Origin of the sequence: Pseudomonas sp. G11, assembly GCF_029457515.1 — a bacterium.
Classification (GTDB): Bacteria; Pseudomonadota; Gammaproteobacteria; order Pseudomonadales; family Pseudomonadaceae; genus Aquipseudomonas; species Aquipseudomonas gorinensis.
This window is the reverse complement of record NZ_CP120377.1, coordinates 3,920,815-3,937,226: the sequence shown is the minus strand read 5'-3', so window position 1 is coordinate 3,937,226 and position 16,412 is coordinate 3,920,815. Positions and strand designations below refer to the sequence as shown.

16 protein-coding genes and 3 pseudogenes are annotated in these 16,412 nt (G+C 58.3%); 7 read left to right on the top strand and 12 right to left on the bottom strand.

Features of this window, described 5'->3' with window-relative positions:
• Positions 1-297: 297 nt before the first annotated feature.
• The 5 genes from P2T68_RS18220 to P2T68_RS18200 all read right to left on the bottom strand — a co-directional run bounded on the left by P2T68_RS18220 (position 298) and on the right by P2T68_RS18200 (position 3,780).
• Entirely contained in the window at positions 298-582 is a 285-nt protein-coding gene (locus P2T68_RS18220; RefSeq protein WP_071576115.1) for a LysR family transcriptional regulator, read from the bottom strand.
• 10 nt (positions 583-592) lie between these two features.
• Positions 593-925 carry an ArsR family transcriptional regulator gene (locus P2T68_RS18215; RefSeq protein ID WP_223194054.1) on the bottom strand — a complete coding sequence of 111 codons (333 nt, stop codon included), beginning with the start codon at positions 923-925 and terminating at the stop codon, positions 593-595.
• 9 nt (positions 926-934) lie between these two features.
• The gene (locus tag P2T68_RS18210; RefSeq protein WP_023048077.1) at positions 935-1,606 is read right to left on the bottom strand and encodes a hypothetical protein; all 672 of its coding nucleotides are present in this window, start codon (positions 1,604-1,606) and stop codon (positions 935-937) included.
• Complete coding sequence (locus tag P2T68_RS18205) at positions 1,603-2,418, bottom strand: class III extradiol ring-cleavage dioxygenase (RefSeq protein WP_023048078.1); 816 nt, start codon at positions 2,416-2,418, stop codon at positions 1,603-1,605. The genes P2T68_RS18210 and P2T68_RS18205 overlap by 4 nt, the downstream gene beginning before the upstream one ends.
• Positions 2,419-2,880: 462 nt before the next feature.
• Entirely contained in the window at positions 2,881-3,780 is a 900-nt protein-coding gene (locus P2T68_RS18200) for a LysR substrate-binding domain-containing protein (RefSeq protein WP_023048079.1), read from the bottom strand.
• Between the two features lie 162 nt (positions 3,781-3,942).
• Between P2T68_RS18200 and P2T68_RS18195 the strand changes: the two genes are divergently transcribed.
• Both P2T68_RS18195 and P2T68_RS18190 read left to right on the top strand, forming a co-directional pair.
• On the top strand, positions 3,943-4,299 hold the full coding sequence (locus P2T68_RS18195; protein ID WP_023048080.1) for an antibiotic biosynthesis monooxygenase: 357 nt from the start codon (positions 3,943-3,945) through the stop codon (positions 4,297-4,299).
• Positions 4,300-4,393: 94 nt separating this feature from the next.
• Positions 4,394-5,188, top strand: a complete 795-nt coding sequence (locus P2T68_RS18190) for an SDR family NAD(P)-dependent oxidoreductase (RefSeq protein ID WP_023628975.1) — start codon at positions 4,394-4,396, stop codon at positions 5,186-5,188.
• A gap of 308 nt (positions 5,189-5,496) precedes the next feature.
• Here the strand turns inward: P2T68_RS18190 and P2T68_RS18185 are convergent.
• The 3 genes and pseudogenes from P2T68_RS18185 to P2T68_RS18175 all read right to left on the bottom strand — a co-directional run.
• Positions 5,497-5,671, bottom strand: a pseudogene (locus P2T68_RS18185) (transposase); the annotation flags it as partial.
• A 291-nt stretch (positions 5,672-5,962) separates the two neighbouring features.
• Entirely contained in the window at positions 5,963-6,367 is a 405-nt protein-coding gene (locus P2T68_RS18180; RefSeq protein ID WP_023048084.1) for a DoxX family protein, read from the bottom strand.
• Positions 6,368-6,450: 83 nt separating this feature from the next.
• Positions 6,451-7,095, bottom strand: a pseudogene (locus tag P2T68_RS18175) (NAD(P)-binding domain-containing protein); the annotation flags it as partial.
• A gap of 88 nt (positions 7,096-7,183) precedes the next feature.
• On the opposite strand from P2T68_RS18175, the gene P2T68_RS18170 reads away from it, so the two are divergent.
• On the top strand, positions 7,184-8,128 hold the full coding sequence (locus P2T68_RS18170) for a LysR family transcriptional regulator (RefSeq protein WP_023048086.1): 945 nt from the start codon (positions 7,184-7,186) through the stop codon (positions 8,126-8,128).
• A gap of 39 nt (positions 8,129-8,167) precedes the next feature.
• Here P2T68_RS18170 and P2T68_RS18165 read toward each other — a convergent pair whose 3' ends face one another.
• From P2T68_RS18165 to P2T68_RS18150, 4 genes and pseudogenes are all read right to left on the bottom strand, one after another.
• Positions 8,168-8,365, bottom strand: coding sequence for a 4-oxalocrotonate tautomerase family protein (locus tag P2T68_RS18165; protein ID WP_023048087.1), 198 nt, complete (start codon positions 8,363-8,365; stop codon positions 8,168-8,170).
• 233 nt (positions 8,366-8,598) lie between these two features.
• Positions 8,599-9,054 (bottom strand): annotated as a pseudogene (locus tag P2T68_RS18160) (IS5 family transposase); the annotation flags it as partial.
• Positions 9,055-9,268: 214 nt separating this feature from the next.
• Entirely contained in the window at positions 9,269-10,423 is a 1,155-nt protein-coding gene (locus P2T68_RS18155; protein ID WP_023048089.1) for an acyl-CoA dehydrogenase family protein, read from the bottom strand.
• 61 nt (positions 10,424-10,484) lie between these two features.
• Complete coding sequence (locus P2T68_RS18150; RefSeq protein WP_023048090.1) at positions 10,485-11,351, bottom strand: IclR family transcriptional regulator; 867 nt, start codon at positions 11,349-11,351, stop codon at positions 10,485-10,487.
• A gap of 236 nt (positions 11,352-11,587) precedes the next feature.
• Here P2T68_RS18150 and P2T68_RS18145 point away from each other — a divergent pair, with 236 nt between their 5' ends.
• The 4 genes from P2T68_RS18145 to P2T68_RS18130 are packed head-to-tail and all read left to right on the top strand — an operon-like array spanning position 11,588 to position 16,395.
• Positions 11,588-12,373, top strand: a complete 786-nt coding sequence (locus tag P2T68_RS18145; protein WP_023628973.1) for an enoyl-CoA hydratase — start codon at positions 11,588-11,590, stop codon at positions 12,371-12,373.
• A gap of 3 nt (positions 12,374-12,376) precedes the next feature.
• Complete coding sequence (locus P2T68_RS18140; protein ID WP_023048092.1) at positions 12,377-13,918, top strand: 3-hydroxyacyl-CoA dehydrogenase; 1,542 nt, start codon at positions 12,377-12,379, stop codon at positions 13,916-13,918.
• Positions 13,919-13,927: 9 nt separating this feature from the next.
• On the top strand, positions 13,928-15,130 hold the full coding sequence (locus P2T68_RS18135) for a 3-oxoadipyl-CoA thiolase (protein WP_023048093.1): 1,203 nt from the start codon (positions 13,928-13,930) through the stop codon (positions 15,128-15,130).
• Between the two features lie 26 nt (positions 15,131-15,156).
• The gene (locus P2T68_RS18130; RefSeq protein ID WP_023048094.1) at positions 15,157-16,395 is read left to right on the top strand and encodes a CaiB/BaiF CoA-transferase family protein; all 1,239 of its coding nucleotides are present in this window, start codon (positions 15,157-15,159) and stop codon (positions 16,393-16,395) included.
• Positions 16,396-16,412: the final 17 nt, after the last annotated feature.

Sequence of the window (16,412 nt, the reverse complement as noted above, 5' to 3'; positions counted from 1 at the left end):
CGCCTCAAGCCATTCAGCACTTCCGGTGATGGCTGCTTTGTTTCCGCGGAGCAATTACACCCAATGCTGGGCTTTGGCCTTGATGTGGCTGGTGTTATTGATACGTATCGAAAGGGCGACGGTAAACCATGAGAGTTCGCCATCAGATGATTGCTCAATTACAGACAGGAATGTTCAGCTTGCGTCGGCATAACATGATGCCACCAGCGACATAGACTCCAGTCATCTGTCAGTCCACCTGACACCGCCAGTCATGAGAGGTTAGAGCAGGCCAATAGTGCTCTGCTGCAAAGAGGATTATCTAAAGTTCGATGCTAGTGTGGCTGTAATCAGTCTCATCGCTGGACATAATTCAGAAGCAATTTTTTTCGCTTTCGGTGTTGCCACAATACCCCTGCCCGAACGAGTAAAGAGCGGATCATTAAATTTGTCACGTAGCTTGACCAGCGAATTGCTTACGGCTGGCTGTGTTACGCCAAGACTCTTGGCTGCTAACGTTATACTTTGTTCCTTGTAAATACACATAAAAACCACCAATAAATTGAGATCGATGGATGCAAATGTGTCCTCGCGAATAGTCATGGCAGAGCTCTCAAATCCCCTTTACAGCATCGCTTTCAATGTTTTCACCAGCATTTCGATGGTGTATTCGCAGCGTTTGAAAAAAATGGATCGGGCCGAGCTTTTGGCAAGTAATCAATCCTGTGCGATGCAGCGTGCGCAAGTGATCGGACACGGTCGATTGGGCCAACTTGCACTTGCGCTCAATCTGGCCGGCACACACACCGAGCAGGAATGCATGTTCCTGCTGCGGAAAGTGTTTCTCTGGGTCACGGAGCCACTCAAGGATCAACCGGCGCTGGGGGCTGGCTAACGCTTTAAGAAGTAGATCCACTTCCGTAAGTTTACTGCGGGAGTTCACCATCAAGGTCGCTCAGGCGATGTTCAATACAGGCTTCAGCCACTGAATGAAATCTTCCACTTCTTCATTGGTGATTTCGTGGCCCATGTCGTACAGGTATGTTTCATGATGCACGTTCAGTTGGTGCAACCAGGCATCCGCTTTTTGTGCCCAAGACACGGGGAGCTTGTTATCACCATAGCCATGAGCAATAAACGCCGATAGCGAACTCAATGCTTGAGCGCTGGCAATGTGTGGTGCCAGCTCAGGGAGAATTCTGCCGCTGAACAAGCCAAAGCCTAGCACGCAATGAGGGGCGCTAAGCCCGACGCTTGCACTGAGAATACCGCCCTGGCTAAAGCCAGCTATCACTGTAGGCATTTGTGGTAAGGCAGTTACAAGCTCCACTAGTTTCTGGCGGCTGGTTTCCGCTTGCTCTTCAACGATCACCGGGCCTTCGTTGGTGAAATTTACCTGAAACCAGGCAAAGCCCTCAGCTGCGATTTGCAGGCGGCTGCGTACCAGCAATATTTCAATTCCTTCTGGGATAAAGCCGGAAAGGCCTGCCAGATTGGTTTCATTACCGCCTACACCATGCAATAGCAGGAGACGTGCACGAGGGGCAGCAGCACGGATTACCCGACGATAGACAAGGCCGGATTGCGGTTCTTGCTGCAGTTCTGAAATGGCTAGTGGCAGGTTCATGCTTGAGTAATCTCCTGAGTGGCGGTTGGGCTTTTGAACAGGTAGCTGTCCATAGCCAGTACGCCGTCGGCGACACCGCCCTCTAGCACATCCACGGCGTAGTGCTCGCCTGCGGCACCGAGCGCCAGAAATAGCGGCAACAAATGTTCTTCACTGGGGTGCGCACGCTCGGCCTCCGGGGCATTGCGGCGGTAGGCGAGCAGCGCTGGCAGGTCACCGGCTTGCAGGGCGTCACGGATCCAGTCGGAAAAACGCGCTACGTACTCAGCCGGGTCGCCGTAGTTGCTACGGAACTCATAAAGGTTATGGGTCAGACTGCCGGAGCCAATGATCAGCACGCCCTGATCGCGCAGCGGCTTGAGTGCCTGGCCAAGCTGCCAGGCACCCAATGGATTGAGCGGGTGGGGCATGGACACTTGGACCACCGGGATATCCGCAGTGGGCAATAGGTGCAGCAACGGCACCCAGGCGCCGTGGTCCAGGCCTCGATTCGATTCGGTAGTTGCGGCAATCCCATTGCGGGAAAGCAGGTTGCAGATTTGCTCGGCCAATGCAGGATTGCCGGTTGCAGGGTATTGCAGGCGATACAGTGCTTGCGGAAAGCCTCCGAAGTCGTGAATGGTTTCCGGCGCCTTGCTGCTGCCTACACGCACGCTCCCACGGGTCATCCAGTGAGGAGAGACGATTACGATGGCGCTAGGCCGTGGCAGCGCTCGGCCTAGCTCAGCCAGGCGTGCCCCGGCCTGGCCGGGTTCGATGGCAAAGGTTGGTGCTCCGTGGGACACGAACAACACTGGATAGGCCAGACTCATGGTTGAAATCCTGCTTAGATATTGGGGCCGCAGCAGCAAGAGGTGGACTGATCGGCGTTGCAAAGCGTGTGCGCCGCTCACTGACCTGCCTACCCACAGCGCACTGATTGGCTGGGGATGGCTCAAAGTTTATAGATTCGATTTTGGAGATAAACTCAGATATTGGTGAATAACTATCTCGAAAACCGGGATAATTGGCGGTCACTTGTCGACTCTTCAGGCCGCTGCCAGCCGGAGCGCTGAGCTACACATCAAGGTGCCAATATTGCCCCCTGCGCCTGGCCAGAACGCAGGTTGGTGAGTAGATCCCTGGTCGGCGGGCTCTAGTATTTGGGGGCTCCCTGGCTTTGTTACAGATCAGTCCGCGCTCATCGCTATGGCTGCTGAGTGGCACCCTGAGTTAATGGGGCTGGCGTTGATCAACCCCGCGCCAAGGTCGCGCAGTAGCTGTCCGTTCTGCCGTTAGCTGTGGCCATACAGCTTCAATAACTCGTCGACCAGGTAACGAATTTTGGGCCGCAGATGATTGCTCTTCGACCATAGTGCGTGGACCTCGACAGGCGCCGGTTCAAAGGGCTCGAGTACCGTAACAACAACCTGCTGGGCGATGTCCTTTTCAAATAGACAGAGCGGCATCTGGCAAATACCGAGGCCGGCTCGCGTGGCTTCAATCATCGCTTCGGCATCGTCAAACTGATAGGTCGGTGGTGGCGAGAACTTCAAGGATTGCCCGGCCTGGGCCATTTTCCAGGGCATTAGGCTGCCGCGGCGATAGCCGACGATGCTGCGGTGCTGGCCCATGTCCTCGAGCGTCAACGGCGTACCATATTCTTCCAGATAACCCGGCGCTGCACAGGTTACCCAGCGGTGTGACGTCAGGCGTCTGGCCACCAGGCCGGGGACGTTGTCGACGCTGCCAAAACGAATGGCCAGGTCGATACCTTCTTCCGTCAGGTCCACCAGTTGGTCGCTAAAGGTCAAGGTCAGTTGCAACTGCGGGAAGCGTTTGCTCATCTCCAGTAGCACCGGCAGTACCACCTGTTTACCGAACGCGACCGGCATGTCCACCCGCAAGCGCCCTGTGGGCACGCCTAACTTGTTGCCGAGGTTGCTCTCGGTGGCCTTGATCTCCTCCAGCGCATTGGACCACACGGTGAAGTAGGCCTCGCCATCCGGAGACAGGGACAAGCGGCGGGTCGAGCGATAAAACAGGCTGGTACCCACCCGTGCCTCCAGCCGTGCAATCGCCTTACCTACGGCCGACTTGGACAGCCCCAGGCGCTCGGCTGCCTCTGTGAAGGTCGCAGAGCGGGCGGTGGCGAGAAAAATATGGATGCCGCTGAAGGAATCTTCGGAGGTCATTGCCGTTTTCCTAGGCGCAAGAGTTGGTAGCAAATTACGCTACCTATCTGTGATTTCAAGGTTGTTTATCAGCTTGCTGCTCTACCTTAGCATGGCTGCTGACTCAGCAACCCTCTGCATCTATCGCATGGGGTTGGTCATTTACTTCTGTGAGGACGCCCCATGAAAGACGAAGTCATCAGCATTTTTACCCTAAGCCTGGCTCCGGAAGACTTCCCTGAATTTAAAACGCTGGTTGCCAAGATTGTCGCCGCTACGAGCGAAGAGCCTGGCACCTTGATGTACGAATACAGCGTCAACGAGGCTCGCACTGAGGTGCACATTATCGAGCGTTACCGTGCCGATGCTGTCGTTAACCATATTGAAGAAACCTTCGCGCCGTTCGGCGAAAAGTTTCTCGAGCTGGTGAAAATCACCAGCCTGCTAGTTTATGGCAACCCAGACGCGCCGACGCGCAAGCACCTGGATGCCTTTGGCGCGGTGTACATGAATCCGTTTGATGGGTTTACCCGGACCTGACACCGCCAGTCAGTAGCCGGCGGACAAGACCGCTGACTATTCAGCAACCGATCTAACCTGCCGGGTACTACCTGGCGCTAGAGGGTCAATACGCATGCACATCAATCTTGCCGGCAAGACCGCTTTGGTTACTGCCTCCACAGGCGGCATCGGCTTCGCCATTGCCCATGGCCTGGCGCTCACCGGCGCTATCGTGATCATCAACGGGCGGAGTGACAGCTCGGTCGAAAAAGCCCTGGCACGTTTGAGCGAAGCGGTACCGCAGGCCACCTTCAGCGGAGTCGCGGCTGATCTGGGCAATGCCGACGGCGTTGGCGTTCTTACAGCTGCGCTTCCCACCATCGACATTCTGGTCAACAACGCCGGCATCTATGGTTTGGCCGATTTCTTCGAGGCCGATGACGACTGCTGGGAAGACTATTGGCAAACTAACGTAATGTCCGGTGTTCGCCTGAGCCGCGCGTTGGTTCCAGCCATGGTCCAACGAGGTTGGGGTAGGGTGGTGTTTATCTCCTCGGAGTCAGCCCGAAATATCCCGGCCGATATGGTTCATTACGGCGTAACCAAGACGGCGCAACTGGCGTTGTCGCGTGGCTTGGCCAAACGTGTGGCCGGCAGCGGCGTAACCGTTAACAGCGTGCTGCCAGGCCCGACACTGTCTGATGGCTTGGCTGAGCTGCTCAAAGGAGAGTCTGCCCGCTCCGGCAAATCCTTGGAGGCCGTCGCTGCCGAATTCGTCATGACCCACCGTCCCACCTCGTTGATTCAACGTGCGGCCACGGTCGATGAGGTCGCCAATATGGTCGTCTATATCTGCTCCACCCAGGCGTCAGCCACCAGCGGCGCTGCGCTGCGGGTCGATGGCGGCGTGGTGGACGATATCCTCTGAACCCTTGACTACCTGGCACGTGTGTTCCGCACGGGTGACCTGAAGGTCACCGGCGCGCACGCTGTCAGTGAGTGAGCAGATCTCCAATCGATTCCGCTGCCAGTTGATACGAACGGCAACGCGCCGTCGGGTCGTAGATGCGCGCATCAATCATCAGTTCGTCTACGCCGGTGGTAGCACTAAACAACCACCGACTGAAGTCGGTGGGTTAGTGAATTACGGATTGAAAGTCCGGATACGCGTCGGCTGAACGACGCGTCGCATTAGTCCGGCTCCATCTTGAAATTATCGTTCGGGCTCGGCTCTGGCATCAAGTGACCCTCCACGATCCGGCACTCACGCTGCCTCGCCAACTCATGTAGCACCTCCCCCCAGGTGCTTGCGGATCGCTCCGAAGATCGCCTTCTTACGCCTCTTCGGGATGAATACAACGTGGTACTTACAGTCCCACTTCGTGTGAGCAAGGCTTTGGTAATCTCTCATTGGGTACCCCTATCTCTTGGTCGAGATAGAAGGTTCCTGATGACCGCATCACACGGTCAACCTCAAGGAGTCCCTCGGCTAAGCCGGGGGATTACCTTGTTTATTTAAGACTTGAAAGCCAAGCGGATAGATCGTCCAACTGCCTCGATATCCCATGCCCACTCGACCCTTTCATGTGCTGCGTACGCCGGACCGGGGCATGACACCAAGGCTGAAAAGCTTTCTGGATTTTACCCTTGCCAAGTTTGGCGAGAACCCGGCAAAGGCAACCTGGCCGAAAGCAGCGAGCGGTTAGTTACGTGCTGAACGTTTCAAGGCGAAGGCTCCGTCATCCAGCAGCGCCAAGGCCAGTGCAGTGAATGCCAGAAAGACCGGGTATTCCCAGCCACCATTGGCGTTGGTGAAGCTCCAGCCATTACCGAAGTGCACGCTTGCTGCCACCAGCAGTTGCACGGTGGCTAGGGCCGCTACCCAGCGAGCGAGTACACCAAGGATCAGGAACAGGCCGCCGACCACTTCAAAGGCAATGACCGGATAGGCAAGAAAGCCGGAGAAGCCAACGGACTCAAAGAAACCTGCTGTGCCGGCCGGGGTGAACACCAGCAGCTTGGTCAGGCCATGAGCGAGAAACATCACGCCAAGGATTAGGCGTAGTACCAGGGCGGCATAGGGGAGGGTGCGGCTAGCGGCGGTCATGGGTGTTTTCCAATACGGGGAGTGTGGGTTGCCCGGGGCCACAGCTGTTTCGGCCGTGGCGCCAGGCATTGGGTAAGTGGGAATTAACGATTGAGCCAGACCGGCGCGATCTGCGTGCCGAGCCCTGCGCCATAGCCGAGGTAGATGTTCAACCCGGCCAACGCTTCCAGATAACGCGCGTTTACCAAACCGCCGGCATCCACGGTTTTCCAACCCAGGCTTTGCGCAAGAGCAACGGCGGTTTGTTTGGCTCGTGCGCTATCGCTGGCCAGGAACACGCTGCCTTGCTGCTCGTTGGCAAATGTGGGACCGCTGGCCAGCACTTGGGCGAACAGGGTGTTGAAGCCCTTGACCAGCTCCACACCTGGCAGCGCCTTGGCGATTTCCTCCGCTGCACTGGTGCTGTGGCCGATGGTCAGACCCATGTAGTCGGCTGTCAGCGGGTTGGTGATGTCGATGACCACTTTGCCTTCGAGACTGCCCAGACTTTTCAGCGCGGTTAAGGCGTCCTGGTAAGCAGTGGCGACGATCACCACTTCGTTCTGGCCAAGGGCCTGATCAGCGGCGAATGCTTCGACGTTTTGATGCTGCGCGGCGAGGGCGTGCGCCTTGTCCAGATCACGGCCGGTGATACGAACATGGTGTCCAAACTGGGACAACTGTTGAGCGAAAGCCGAGCCCATGTTGCCGGTACCGATAAGGGTAATGTTCATGTCTTTTGCCTCGTGCTGTGTGTGATGGGATCCAGTTTAAAGATTCGATTTACGAGATAAACATGATTTAATGTGACTTATAGTTCCGATAAGTGAGGCAATAATGGATCGCGCGTTGGAGATGCAGGTGTTTTGCGCCGTGGTCGACAAGGGCAGCTTTGTCGGTGCCGTCGATGCGCTGGAAATGTCCAAGGCCGCCGTTTCCAGGCATGTAAATGCGCTGGAGGAACGCCTGGGCGTACGCCTGCTGCAACGCACCACGCGACGCTTATCACTGACCGAAGAAGGACGGGTTTTCTACCAGCAAGCGCGGGAAGTGCTGGCGTTGATGGGGGAGGCGGAAAGCGCTGTTTCTTCGGGCAACCATGAGCCTGCCGGCGTGCTGCGGGTCAATGCGCCGGTGAGTTTTGGTGTGTTGCACCTGGCGCCGCTGTGGACTGCCTTTTTGGAGCAAAACCCGAAGATTGAGCTGGATATCAGCCTGAACGATCGCCAGGTCGATTTGGTGGAGGAGGGGTATGACGTCGCGGTGCGCATCGCCCGGTTGGAAAGCTCTTCACTGGTGGGGCGCCGGTTTGCCAGCACGCGGATGCGCCTGTGTGCAGCCCCGAGCTACATCAAAAGCCATGCACCAGTAGAAGTGCCGCAAGACCTGGCCGAGCACCGGGTGATTGCCTATAGCAACTTTTCCAGTGGGAACGAATGGAGTTTTACCGGGCCCGATGGCGAGCATAAGGTCAACACGCGTTCGGTCATTCGCTGCAATAACGGTGATACATGCCGATCTATTGCGTTGACTGCTGGCGGCATTTTGCTGCAGCCAAGCTTTATGGTAAGTGAGGATCTTCGGCGGGGTGATCTGGTGGAGTTGCTACCGGAGTATCGCTCGGTAGAACTGGGTATTTATGCCGTCTACCCAACCCGCAAACACCTGGCATCCAAGGTGCGGGCATTTATCAATTTTCTGGTCGAACAGTTTGAGCAGGTCGACTGGGAGTCCGGCTACCCAGCACAAAAGAGCCAAGCCCGGGCTGCAAAGAAGATGTAACACTCCTTGCAGCCCACTGGCCATTAACGCCGAATGACCTTAGGTCTTCTTCGGATCGTCGCCGAACAGCTTGCCTGCACCGGCCCAATCCGATGGCGCCACGTCTTCAAAAATGACGTAGATGTAATTGGCATCGGTACCGGTGTTTTTCACGATGCTCTGGGTGATTTCTGCAGCGACAGCTTCCTTCGCGGCGTGGTCTTTTCCTTCGAACCAGCTGACTCGTACAACGGGCATGGAGTGATCCTCTATTCAGGTTGGGTTTAGCGCGATTAGGGCTAACCATGCGGTCAGTCCGGGCTCAGCCAATCAATGCAGCAGAGCAGTCGAGAGAGAATAGGAGAGATACAGAAGGCGATAAACACGCTGTAAATCGCCTATATGTAGAAATTATTTCTCCAATCAGCCCGCCATTTACCGGCGCACCGGCGATCAACAGTTGCTAAGTACCGCTAGGGGCTGTTGCCATTTCACATGGGTAGCCATAGGAAGGCACAGGCCATGGCCACCACGCTCTCGTAATTTCTCTTGAGCTTGTCGAATCGAGATGCCACCGCCCGGTAATGCTTCAGCCGGGCAAAGGCGTTTTCCACCAGGTGCCGATTGCGGTAAAGACCTCTGTCCAGATCCGCGTTGCCTTTCACGGAGTTACGCTTTCTCGGGATCACGGCCTTGGCCCCTTGTAGCTCAACCTGCTCCCGGATTCTCTCGCTGTCATAGCCCTTATCCGCGACGATGGTTTCTGCCGCCGGGAGCTTGGAAATCAACGCGGGTGCCTGAGTGCAGTCATTGATTTGGCCACCTGTGATTTCAAACTCGATGGGCAAGCCGTGGGCGTCCACCGCCAGGTGAATCTTGCTGGTATTGCCAGCTCGACTTTTCCCTATAGCCTCATCGTTGCCGCTGGCAGCGCCTGCACTGTGCTGTGCGACCTACTGTGGCGTAGTTGGAATTCCAGTTTCGTGCAGCTACCCCGCAGTTCATCTGGGGGTAGGTTGACGGGAAGCTCGCAGGCTGAGGCTTTCGGGACCACACCAGTGGAACACGCACTCATGTCGAACAACTACCTTGAAGCCAGGATGTGGCGCTATTGAGTCTCGGCGCGACTGGAGCCCAACTGGTGTCAGAGCAGGTGCCGTGTCACCGCTGCGCTTCGCGGATCATGTTACGGGCGATAACCACCTGCTGAATCTGTGTGGTGCCTTCGTAGATACGGAACAGCCGCACGTCACGGTAGAAGCGCTCAATGGCGTACTCGCTGACGTAGCCGGCGCCACCGTGGATCTGCACGCAGCGGTCGGCGACACGACCGCACATCTCGGTGGAGAACATCTTCGCGCAGGAGGCTTCGGTACTGACGTTCTTGCCCTCGTCGCGCTTGCGCGCGGCATCCAGCACCATGCAGCGGGCCGCGTAGATTTCGGCTTTGCTATCAGCCAGCATCGCCTGGATCAGTTGGAACTCCGCGATGGGCTGGCCGAACTGTTTGCGGTCCAGCGCATAGTGCAGGGCATCGTCCAGCATGCGTTCGGCTGCGCCGACACTCAGTGCAGCGATATGCAGGCGGCCCTTATCCAGCACCTTCATCGCGGTCTTGAAACCAACGCCTTCGACGCCGCCTATCAACTGGCTGGCGGGCACTCGCGCATTTTCAAAGATCACGTCGCAGGTATGGGCGCCTTTGTGGCCCATCTTGTGGTCCGTCTTGCCCAGCGACACGCCGGGTGTGCCGCGCTCAACGATAAAGGCGCTGATACCGGAGGCGCCTTTGATTTCCGGGTTGGTACGGGCCATCACCGTGTAAATGCCCGCGTGTGGCGCGTTGGTGATGTAACGTTTGGTACCGTTGAGGATGTAGCTGTCAGCGTCACGCACAGCATTGGTTTTCAACGAGCCCGCATCGGAGCCGGCATCTGGCTCGGTCAGGCAGAACGAGCTGAGCAGCTCGCCGCTTGCCAGTTGCGGCAGGTACTGGTTGCGCTGCTCCTCTGTACCGTCAAGCAAAATGCCGATTGAGCCAATGCCGTTGTTGGTGCCGATGTAGGAACGGAAAGCCGGTGAGGTGCGACCCAACTCGAAGGCGATGTTTACCTCTTCCTCCATAGTCACGCCCAGGCCGCCATAGGCTTCCGGAATCGTTAACCCGAACAGGCCCATCTCGCGCATCTGATCGACGATGTCCTTAGGGATCGCATCCGTTTCAGCCACCTCGTTTTCCCGAGGAATCAGTACCTCACCGACGAACTGGCGAAGAGAATCCAGCAGAATCTGCAGGGTTTCGGTATCACGGATCATGTGCGCTCCTCTGGGCCCGGAAGTGGGCCGATGTAGTACGGTGCACCGTCACCCTGAAGGGTTACCGAGCGGCGGCGCCGATGTTGTTAACCATGTTGATCAGGCGAGGCCCGATATCGTCAGTGAGCTTGTCCCGTGGAAGCTGGAAGCTCGGTCCACCGCAGTTGAAGGTCAGTAACCCGAACTGCGGGTGTAACAGCGGCACGGCGACTGAGTTGACGTCGCGGTGCCACTCGCCGATCGATAGGCAAAAGCCGTAATCGGTGTAATCGCGAAACGCGCGATCCAGGCCCTTGCGGATCACCGGCCACTGTGCTGCTTCGCGTTGGCGCATGTGGTCGAGGAGAAACTCTCGCTCGCTCTCTGGCATCGCCGCCAGGCATGCGCGTCCCGCCGAGCTTTGCGCCAGTGGCAAGTAGCTGCCGATCTGCCGCCGCATCGTGGTATTGCCTTGGCCCTGAACGACGTCCAGGTAAACCATCTGCAGGCGATCCCGGGCCGCCATTGCCACTGCGGCTTGAGCGTGATTGGCCAGCTCTTCCATCAGCGGGTGCGCCACCGAGCGAATCGACAGATTCGACAGCATGGCGTAGCCGAACCCCAGCACACCGACATCCAGCTGGTACTTGCCCGAGTGCACCTCACGCTTGAGGCAGCCAAGGCGCATCAGGGTGTTGGTCAAGCGCGTCACGGTCGGCTTGGGTAGCCCGGTCATCCGCGCCAGTTCCTGATTGCCCAGCACGTTGTCGCGCGGGGTAAAGCACCGCATCAGCTCCAGCCCACGTGCCAGCGCAGTCACGAACTGGCCGCTGGTTTCGTCCTCACTCGACGCACTGGCCGGGTCGAGCATGCCCATCTTCAGTAAAGCGATTTCATCCGCTCCAGTGCTGCTCTCAGCCTTCTGCTGATCCGCTTTGTTGCGTGCCATGGTAGAACCTCATTTTTGGAAATTGCAAGCAAATAAAAGTACGTTTCGTCAGGCGAAATTATATTTGAGCCGAGATGAAATGCAAAACGCTCATTTTTAGATAGATAATATATTGATTAATAAAGAAATAATAAAATAGTTCAGATTTCTGATTTACATGAATTCGCGACCCTACCTATGATATCTCGTAAATACGAAATGCAATTTCGTATAGCGAAACGTGTTTAGAGGTGGGTATGAGTCACGAACCTGAATCTGTAGTGAACCTGGAAATTCGAGAAGACGGCGTTGCCGTCGTACGCATCGACCGGCCAGAAGCCAAGAACGCGCTCAATAGCGCGGTGCGTGAACAACTCGCCGAGCACTTTCGGGCACTGGCTCGCAATGGGCAGGTGCGGGCGATTGTACTTACCGGCGGTGACACCTGTTTTGTGGCCGGAGCCGATATCCGCGAGTTTGCCCAAGCGCGCCCGATTGAAATGTACCTGCGCCATACCGAGCTGCTGTGGGAAGCCATCTCCCGCTGCCCCAAGCCGGTCATCGCTGCAGTGAATGGTTTCGCCCTTGGCGGCGGCTGTGAGCTGGCCATGCACTGCGACATCATCGTCGCCGGCGAGTCGGCGCGCTTTGGCCAGCCAGAAGTCAAACTCGGCCTGATGCCGGGCGCCGGCGGTACTCAGCGTCTGATCCGCGCGGTCGGCAAGTTCCAGGCAATGCGCATTGCCCTTACCGGGTGCTTGGTCTCGGCCCAGCAAGCCTTGGCCATGGGCATGCTGAGTGAAGTGGTGGGCGACGAGCAGACCATTGTCCGTGCACTAGAGCTGGCCACTGAAATCGCCGCCTTGCCGCCGCTAGCCGTCGCGCAGATCAAAGAAGTGATGCTGGCCGGTGCTGACCTGCCGCTGGAGAGCGCGCTGGTGTTGGAGCGCAAGGCCTTCCAATTGCTATTCGATTCGAGCGACCAGAAAGAGGGCGCTCAAGCCTTCCTGGAAAAACGCAAAGCGATCTTCTCAGGAGAATGAGCGATGACACGTGAAATTAACCGGATGGCGGTTGTTGGCGCCGGAGTCATGGGTACAGGTATTGCTCAGATCGCCGCTCAGGCGGGCATTCGCGTCACGCTGTTTGATAGTCGCGAAGGCGCTGCGCAGGGCGCCCGCGAAAGCTTGAAAGGCACGTTGGACAAGCTGGTCGACAAAGGCAAGATTGCCAACGCCGATGCGCTGGCCACGCTCTCCCGCGTGCAAGTGGCGAGCGCCCTTACGGAACTGAGCGACGTCGACCTGGTAGTGGAAGCCATTATCGAGCGCCTCGACGCCAAGCAGGGCTTGCTCGCCGAGTTGGAAGCCGTGGTTGCCGATGACTGCATTCTGGCTACCAACACCTCATCGCTCTCCGTCACCAGCATTGCTCGCAATTGCCGACTTCCCCAACGCATCGCTGGCTTTCATTTTTTTAACCCTGTGCCGCTGATGAAAGTGGTGGAAGTCATCGATGGTCTGGCGACTGACCCGCAGGTAGGCGACAGCCTCCGAGCCCTGGCTGCCCGCATGGGGCATAGGGGTATTCGGGCGAAGGACACACCAGGGTTCATCATCAATCACGCCGGCCGTGCATATAGCACTGAGGCTTTGCAAATTCTCAAGGAAGGCGTAGCCGAACCCGCCGAGGTAGACCGTATCCTGCGCGAGGGTCTGGGTTTTCGCATGGGGCCCTTGGAGCTGTTTGATCTGACGGCTCTTGATGTTTCCCATCCAGTCATTGAGTCGATCTACAACCAGTTCTACCAGGAACCGCGGTATCGGCCTGCAGCGCTAACACGCCAGATGCTGGATGCCGGCTACGTCGGGCGCAAGGTCGGGCGTGGGTTTTACCGATACGCCGACGGCCAGATGATCGATCCACCCGCCGCACAGGCAGTACCTGCGCTGGAAGCATTTCCGCCGGTTTGGCTTGGCACTGAAAACCCCGAGGATCGTGCACGTTTCACCGAGCTTCTTCAGCAGGTGGGCGCGCGGGTCGAAGAGGGCACGGTCCCAAGCAGCGAGGCCCTGTGTTTGCTGGCACCTTACGGTCTGGATGCCACCGGCGCCGTCGGCCTGTTTGGCACCGATCCTGAGCGCACGGTGTGCATCGACCCGCTGCTGGATATCGCCCGCTACCGCACGCTGATGCTAAATCCCGCTACCCATGCCGACATGCGCGATGCCGCCCATGCGCTGTTGGGCCGCGATGGCGTGGGCGTCAGTGTGATCAATGACAGTGTCGGCTTTGTGGCCCAAAGGGTACTGGCCATGATCGTCAACCTGGCGGGCGATATCGTTCAGCAGCGTATCGCCAGTGTCGATGACCTGGATGAAGGCGTGCGCCGTGGTCTTGGTTATCCGCAAGGTCCGCTGGCCTGGGGCGATAGTGTCGGGCCCAAGCGTTTGCTCACCACTCTTGAACGCATGACCGAACTGACGGGCGATCCCCGTTATCGGCCGGGTCCCTGGCTGCGGCGACGGGCCGCCTTGGGCCTTTCATTGCGTCACAACGAACCACTCCCGACTGAACCTCAACGCTAGGATTTTCCCATGCTCGACGCCTACATCTTCGCGGGACTGCGCACGCCATTTGGCCGCCACGGCGGCGCACTCGCTTCGGTACGCCCAGACGACCTCGCCGCCCATGTGATCCACGAATTGCTCGCTCGCCACGCCATCCCTGGCGAAGCCATCGAGGACGTGATTCTGGGCAATACCAACCAGGCAGGGGAGGACAGCCGCAACATCGCGCGTCACGCCGCACTGCTTGCAGGCTTGCCCGTGACCGTACCTGGGCAGACAGTTAACCGCCTGTGCGCCAGTGGTCTGGCGGCGGTGATCGATGCCGCCCGCGCAGTGACCTGTAACGAAGGCGAACTGTTTGTCGCCGGCGGGGTGGAGAGTATGTCCCGTGCACCCTTTGTCATGGCTAAAGCAGAAGCGGCCTATAGCCGCGAACTGACGGTGTTCGACAGTACCATTGGCGCCCGTTTTCCCAACCCGAAGATCGTCGCCGAGTTTGGCAACGACAGCATGCCGCAAACGGGCGATAACGTGGCTCAGGAGTACGGCATCTCCCGTGCTGAGGCCGACGTCTTTGCTGCCGGCTCTCAGGCCCGTTATGAAGCCGCACGTAGCGCAGGTTTCTTTCAGGAAGAACTGCTCGCGGTCAGCGTGCCCACCGGGCGCAAGACGCCACCCAATGTGGTGGAGCAGGACGAGCACCCGCGCCCGCAATCGGACCTGATCGCTTTGGCTCGCCTGAATCCTCTCTCCGAAGGTGGTGTGGTTACCGCCGGCAACGCATCAGGCGTCAACGATGGCGCGGCGGCATTGCTGATTGGCTCGGCCGCGGCGGGCGAACGGCACGGCTTGGTTCCGATGGCGCGCATTCTGTCGGCCGCCGCCGTGGGTGTGGCCCCGCGCATTATGGGCGTCGGCCCGGTGGAGGCTATTCATAAGGCATTGGCTCGCGCGCAGCTCAGCCTGGCGGATATGGACATTATCGAGATCAACGAAGCGTTCGCCAGCCAGGTGCTGGGCTGCCTGAAAGGTCTGGGTGTTGCGTTCAACGACCCGCGGGTAAACCCACACGGTGGCGCCATCGCCGTCGGCCACCCATTAGGTGCATCCGGTGCGCGCCTGGCCCTGAGCACCGCTCGCGCGCTGCAACAGAGCGGCAAACGCTACGCTGTGGTGAGCCTATGCATCGGCGTGGGCCAAGGCCTCGCCATGGTGATGGAGCGTGTGTAAGTGCGCGCAAGCAAAGGTGAAATGAAATGGGTGCTTTGACTGGGTATCGCGTGCTCGACTTGAGCCGCATTCTGGCTGGTCCCTGGTGCGGCCAAACTCTGGCCGATCTGGGTGCCGAAGTGATCAAAATCGAACGGCCGGGCGCGGGTGATGACACCCGTGGCTGGGGGCCGCCATGGATGAAGGGGCAGAACGCCGAGTCCACCGGCGAGGCTTCTTATTACCAGTCCACCAATCGCGGCAAGTTGTCGGTGGCGCTAAACATCGCCAGCCCCGAGGGGCAGGAAATGGTGCGGGCCCTGGCTACCAGTTGCGACGTACTGATCGAGAACTACAAGGCCGGTTCCTTGGCCAAGTACGGGCTGGATTACGCTAGCCTCGCTGCGCTCAATCCACGCCTGGTGTATTGCTCGGTGACGGGTTTCGGCCAGACCGGGCCGCGCGCCGCAGAACCGGGTTACGACTTCATCATTCAGGGTATGGGTGGAATGATGAGCATCACCGGCGAGCGCGACGATCTGCCCGGTGGCGGCCCGCAAAAGGTAGGCGTTGCCTTCGCGGACCTGATGACCGGCCTGTACTCGACGGTGGCTATCCAAGCTGCGCTGCTCAGCCGAGAAAAGACCGGGCTTGGTCAACATATCGATATGGCGTTGCTGGATGTTCAGGTCGCCACACTGTGCAACCAGAGCCAGAACTATCTGGCTTCCGGCAAGCCGCCCGGGCGTTATGGCAACGCCCACGCCAACATTGTGCCGTACCAGGTGTTTCGCGCCAGTGATCGCGACTTCATCATTGCCTGCGGCAACGACTCACAGTTCGTCGCACTGTGCGACGCCATCGGCCTGCCAGAGCTGCCGAAAGATCCGCGTTTCGCGCGCAACGCCGACCGAGTCAGCAACCGCGAGGAGATCGTTGCCATCCTGTCGCGTCACTTTCTCGGAGGGCTCGCCGATGAGTGGGTAGGGCGCATTCACCCGCAGGGCGTACCGGTAGGGGCCATCAACAGCATTGCCCAGGCGCTGGACGAACCACAGATACTGGCGCGCAACATGCTGGTCAACATTCCCCATCCCTTGAAAGCCGACTTCGTCACGGTCGGCAGTCCGATCAAGTTGTCTCGCACACCGGTCGAGTACCTGCGCCCCGCGCCGATGCTGGGTGAGCATACCGATGAGGTGCTCAAGCGCCAGTTGGGTCTCGATGATGAGCGCCTGGCCGAGTTGAAGGCACAAGGCATCATCGAACAGCTTGGTGAACGCTGAACCTGCCATGCCCCGGC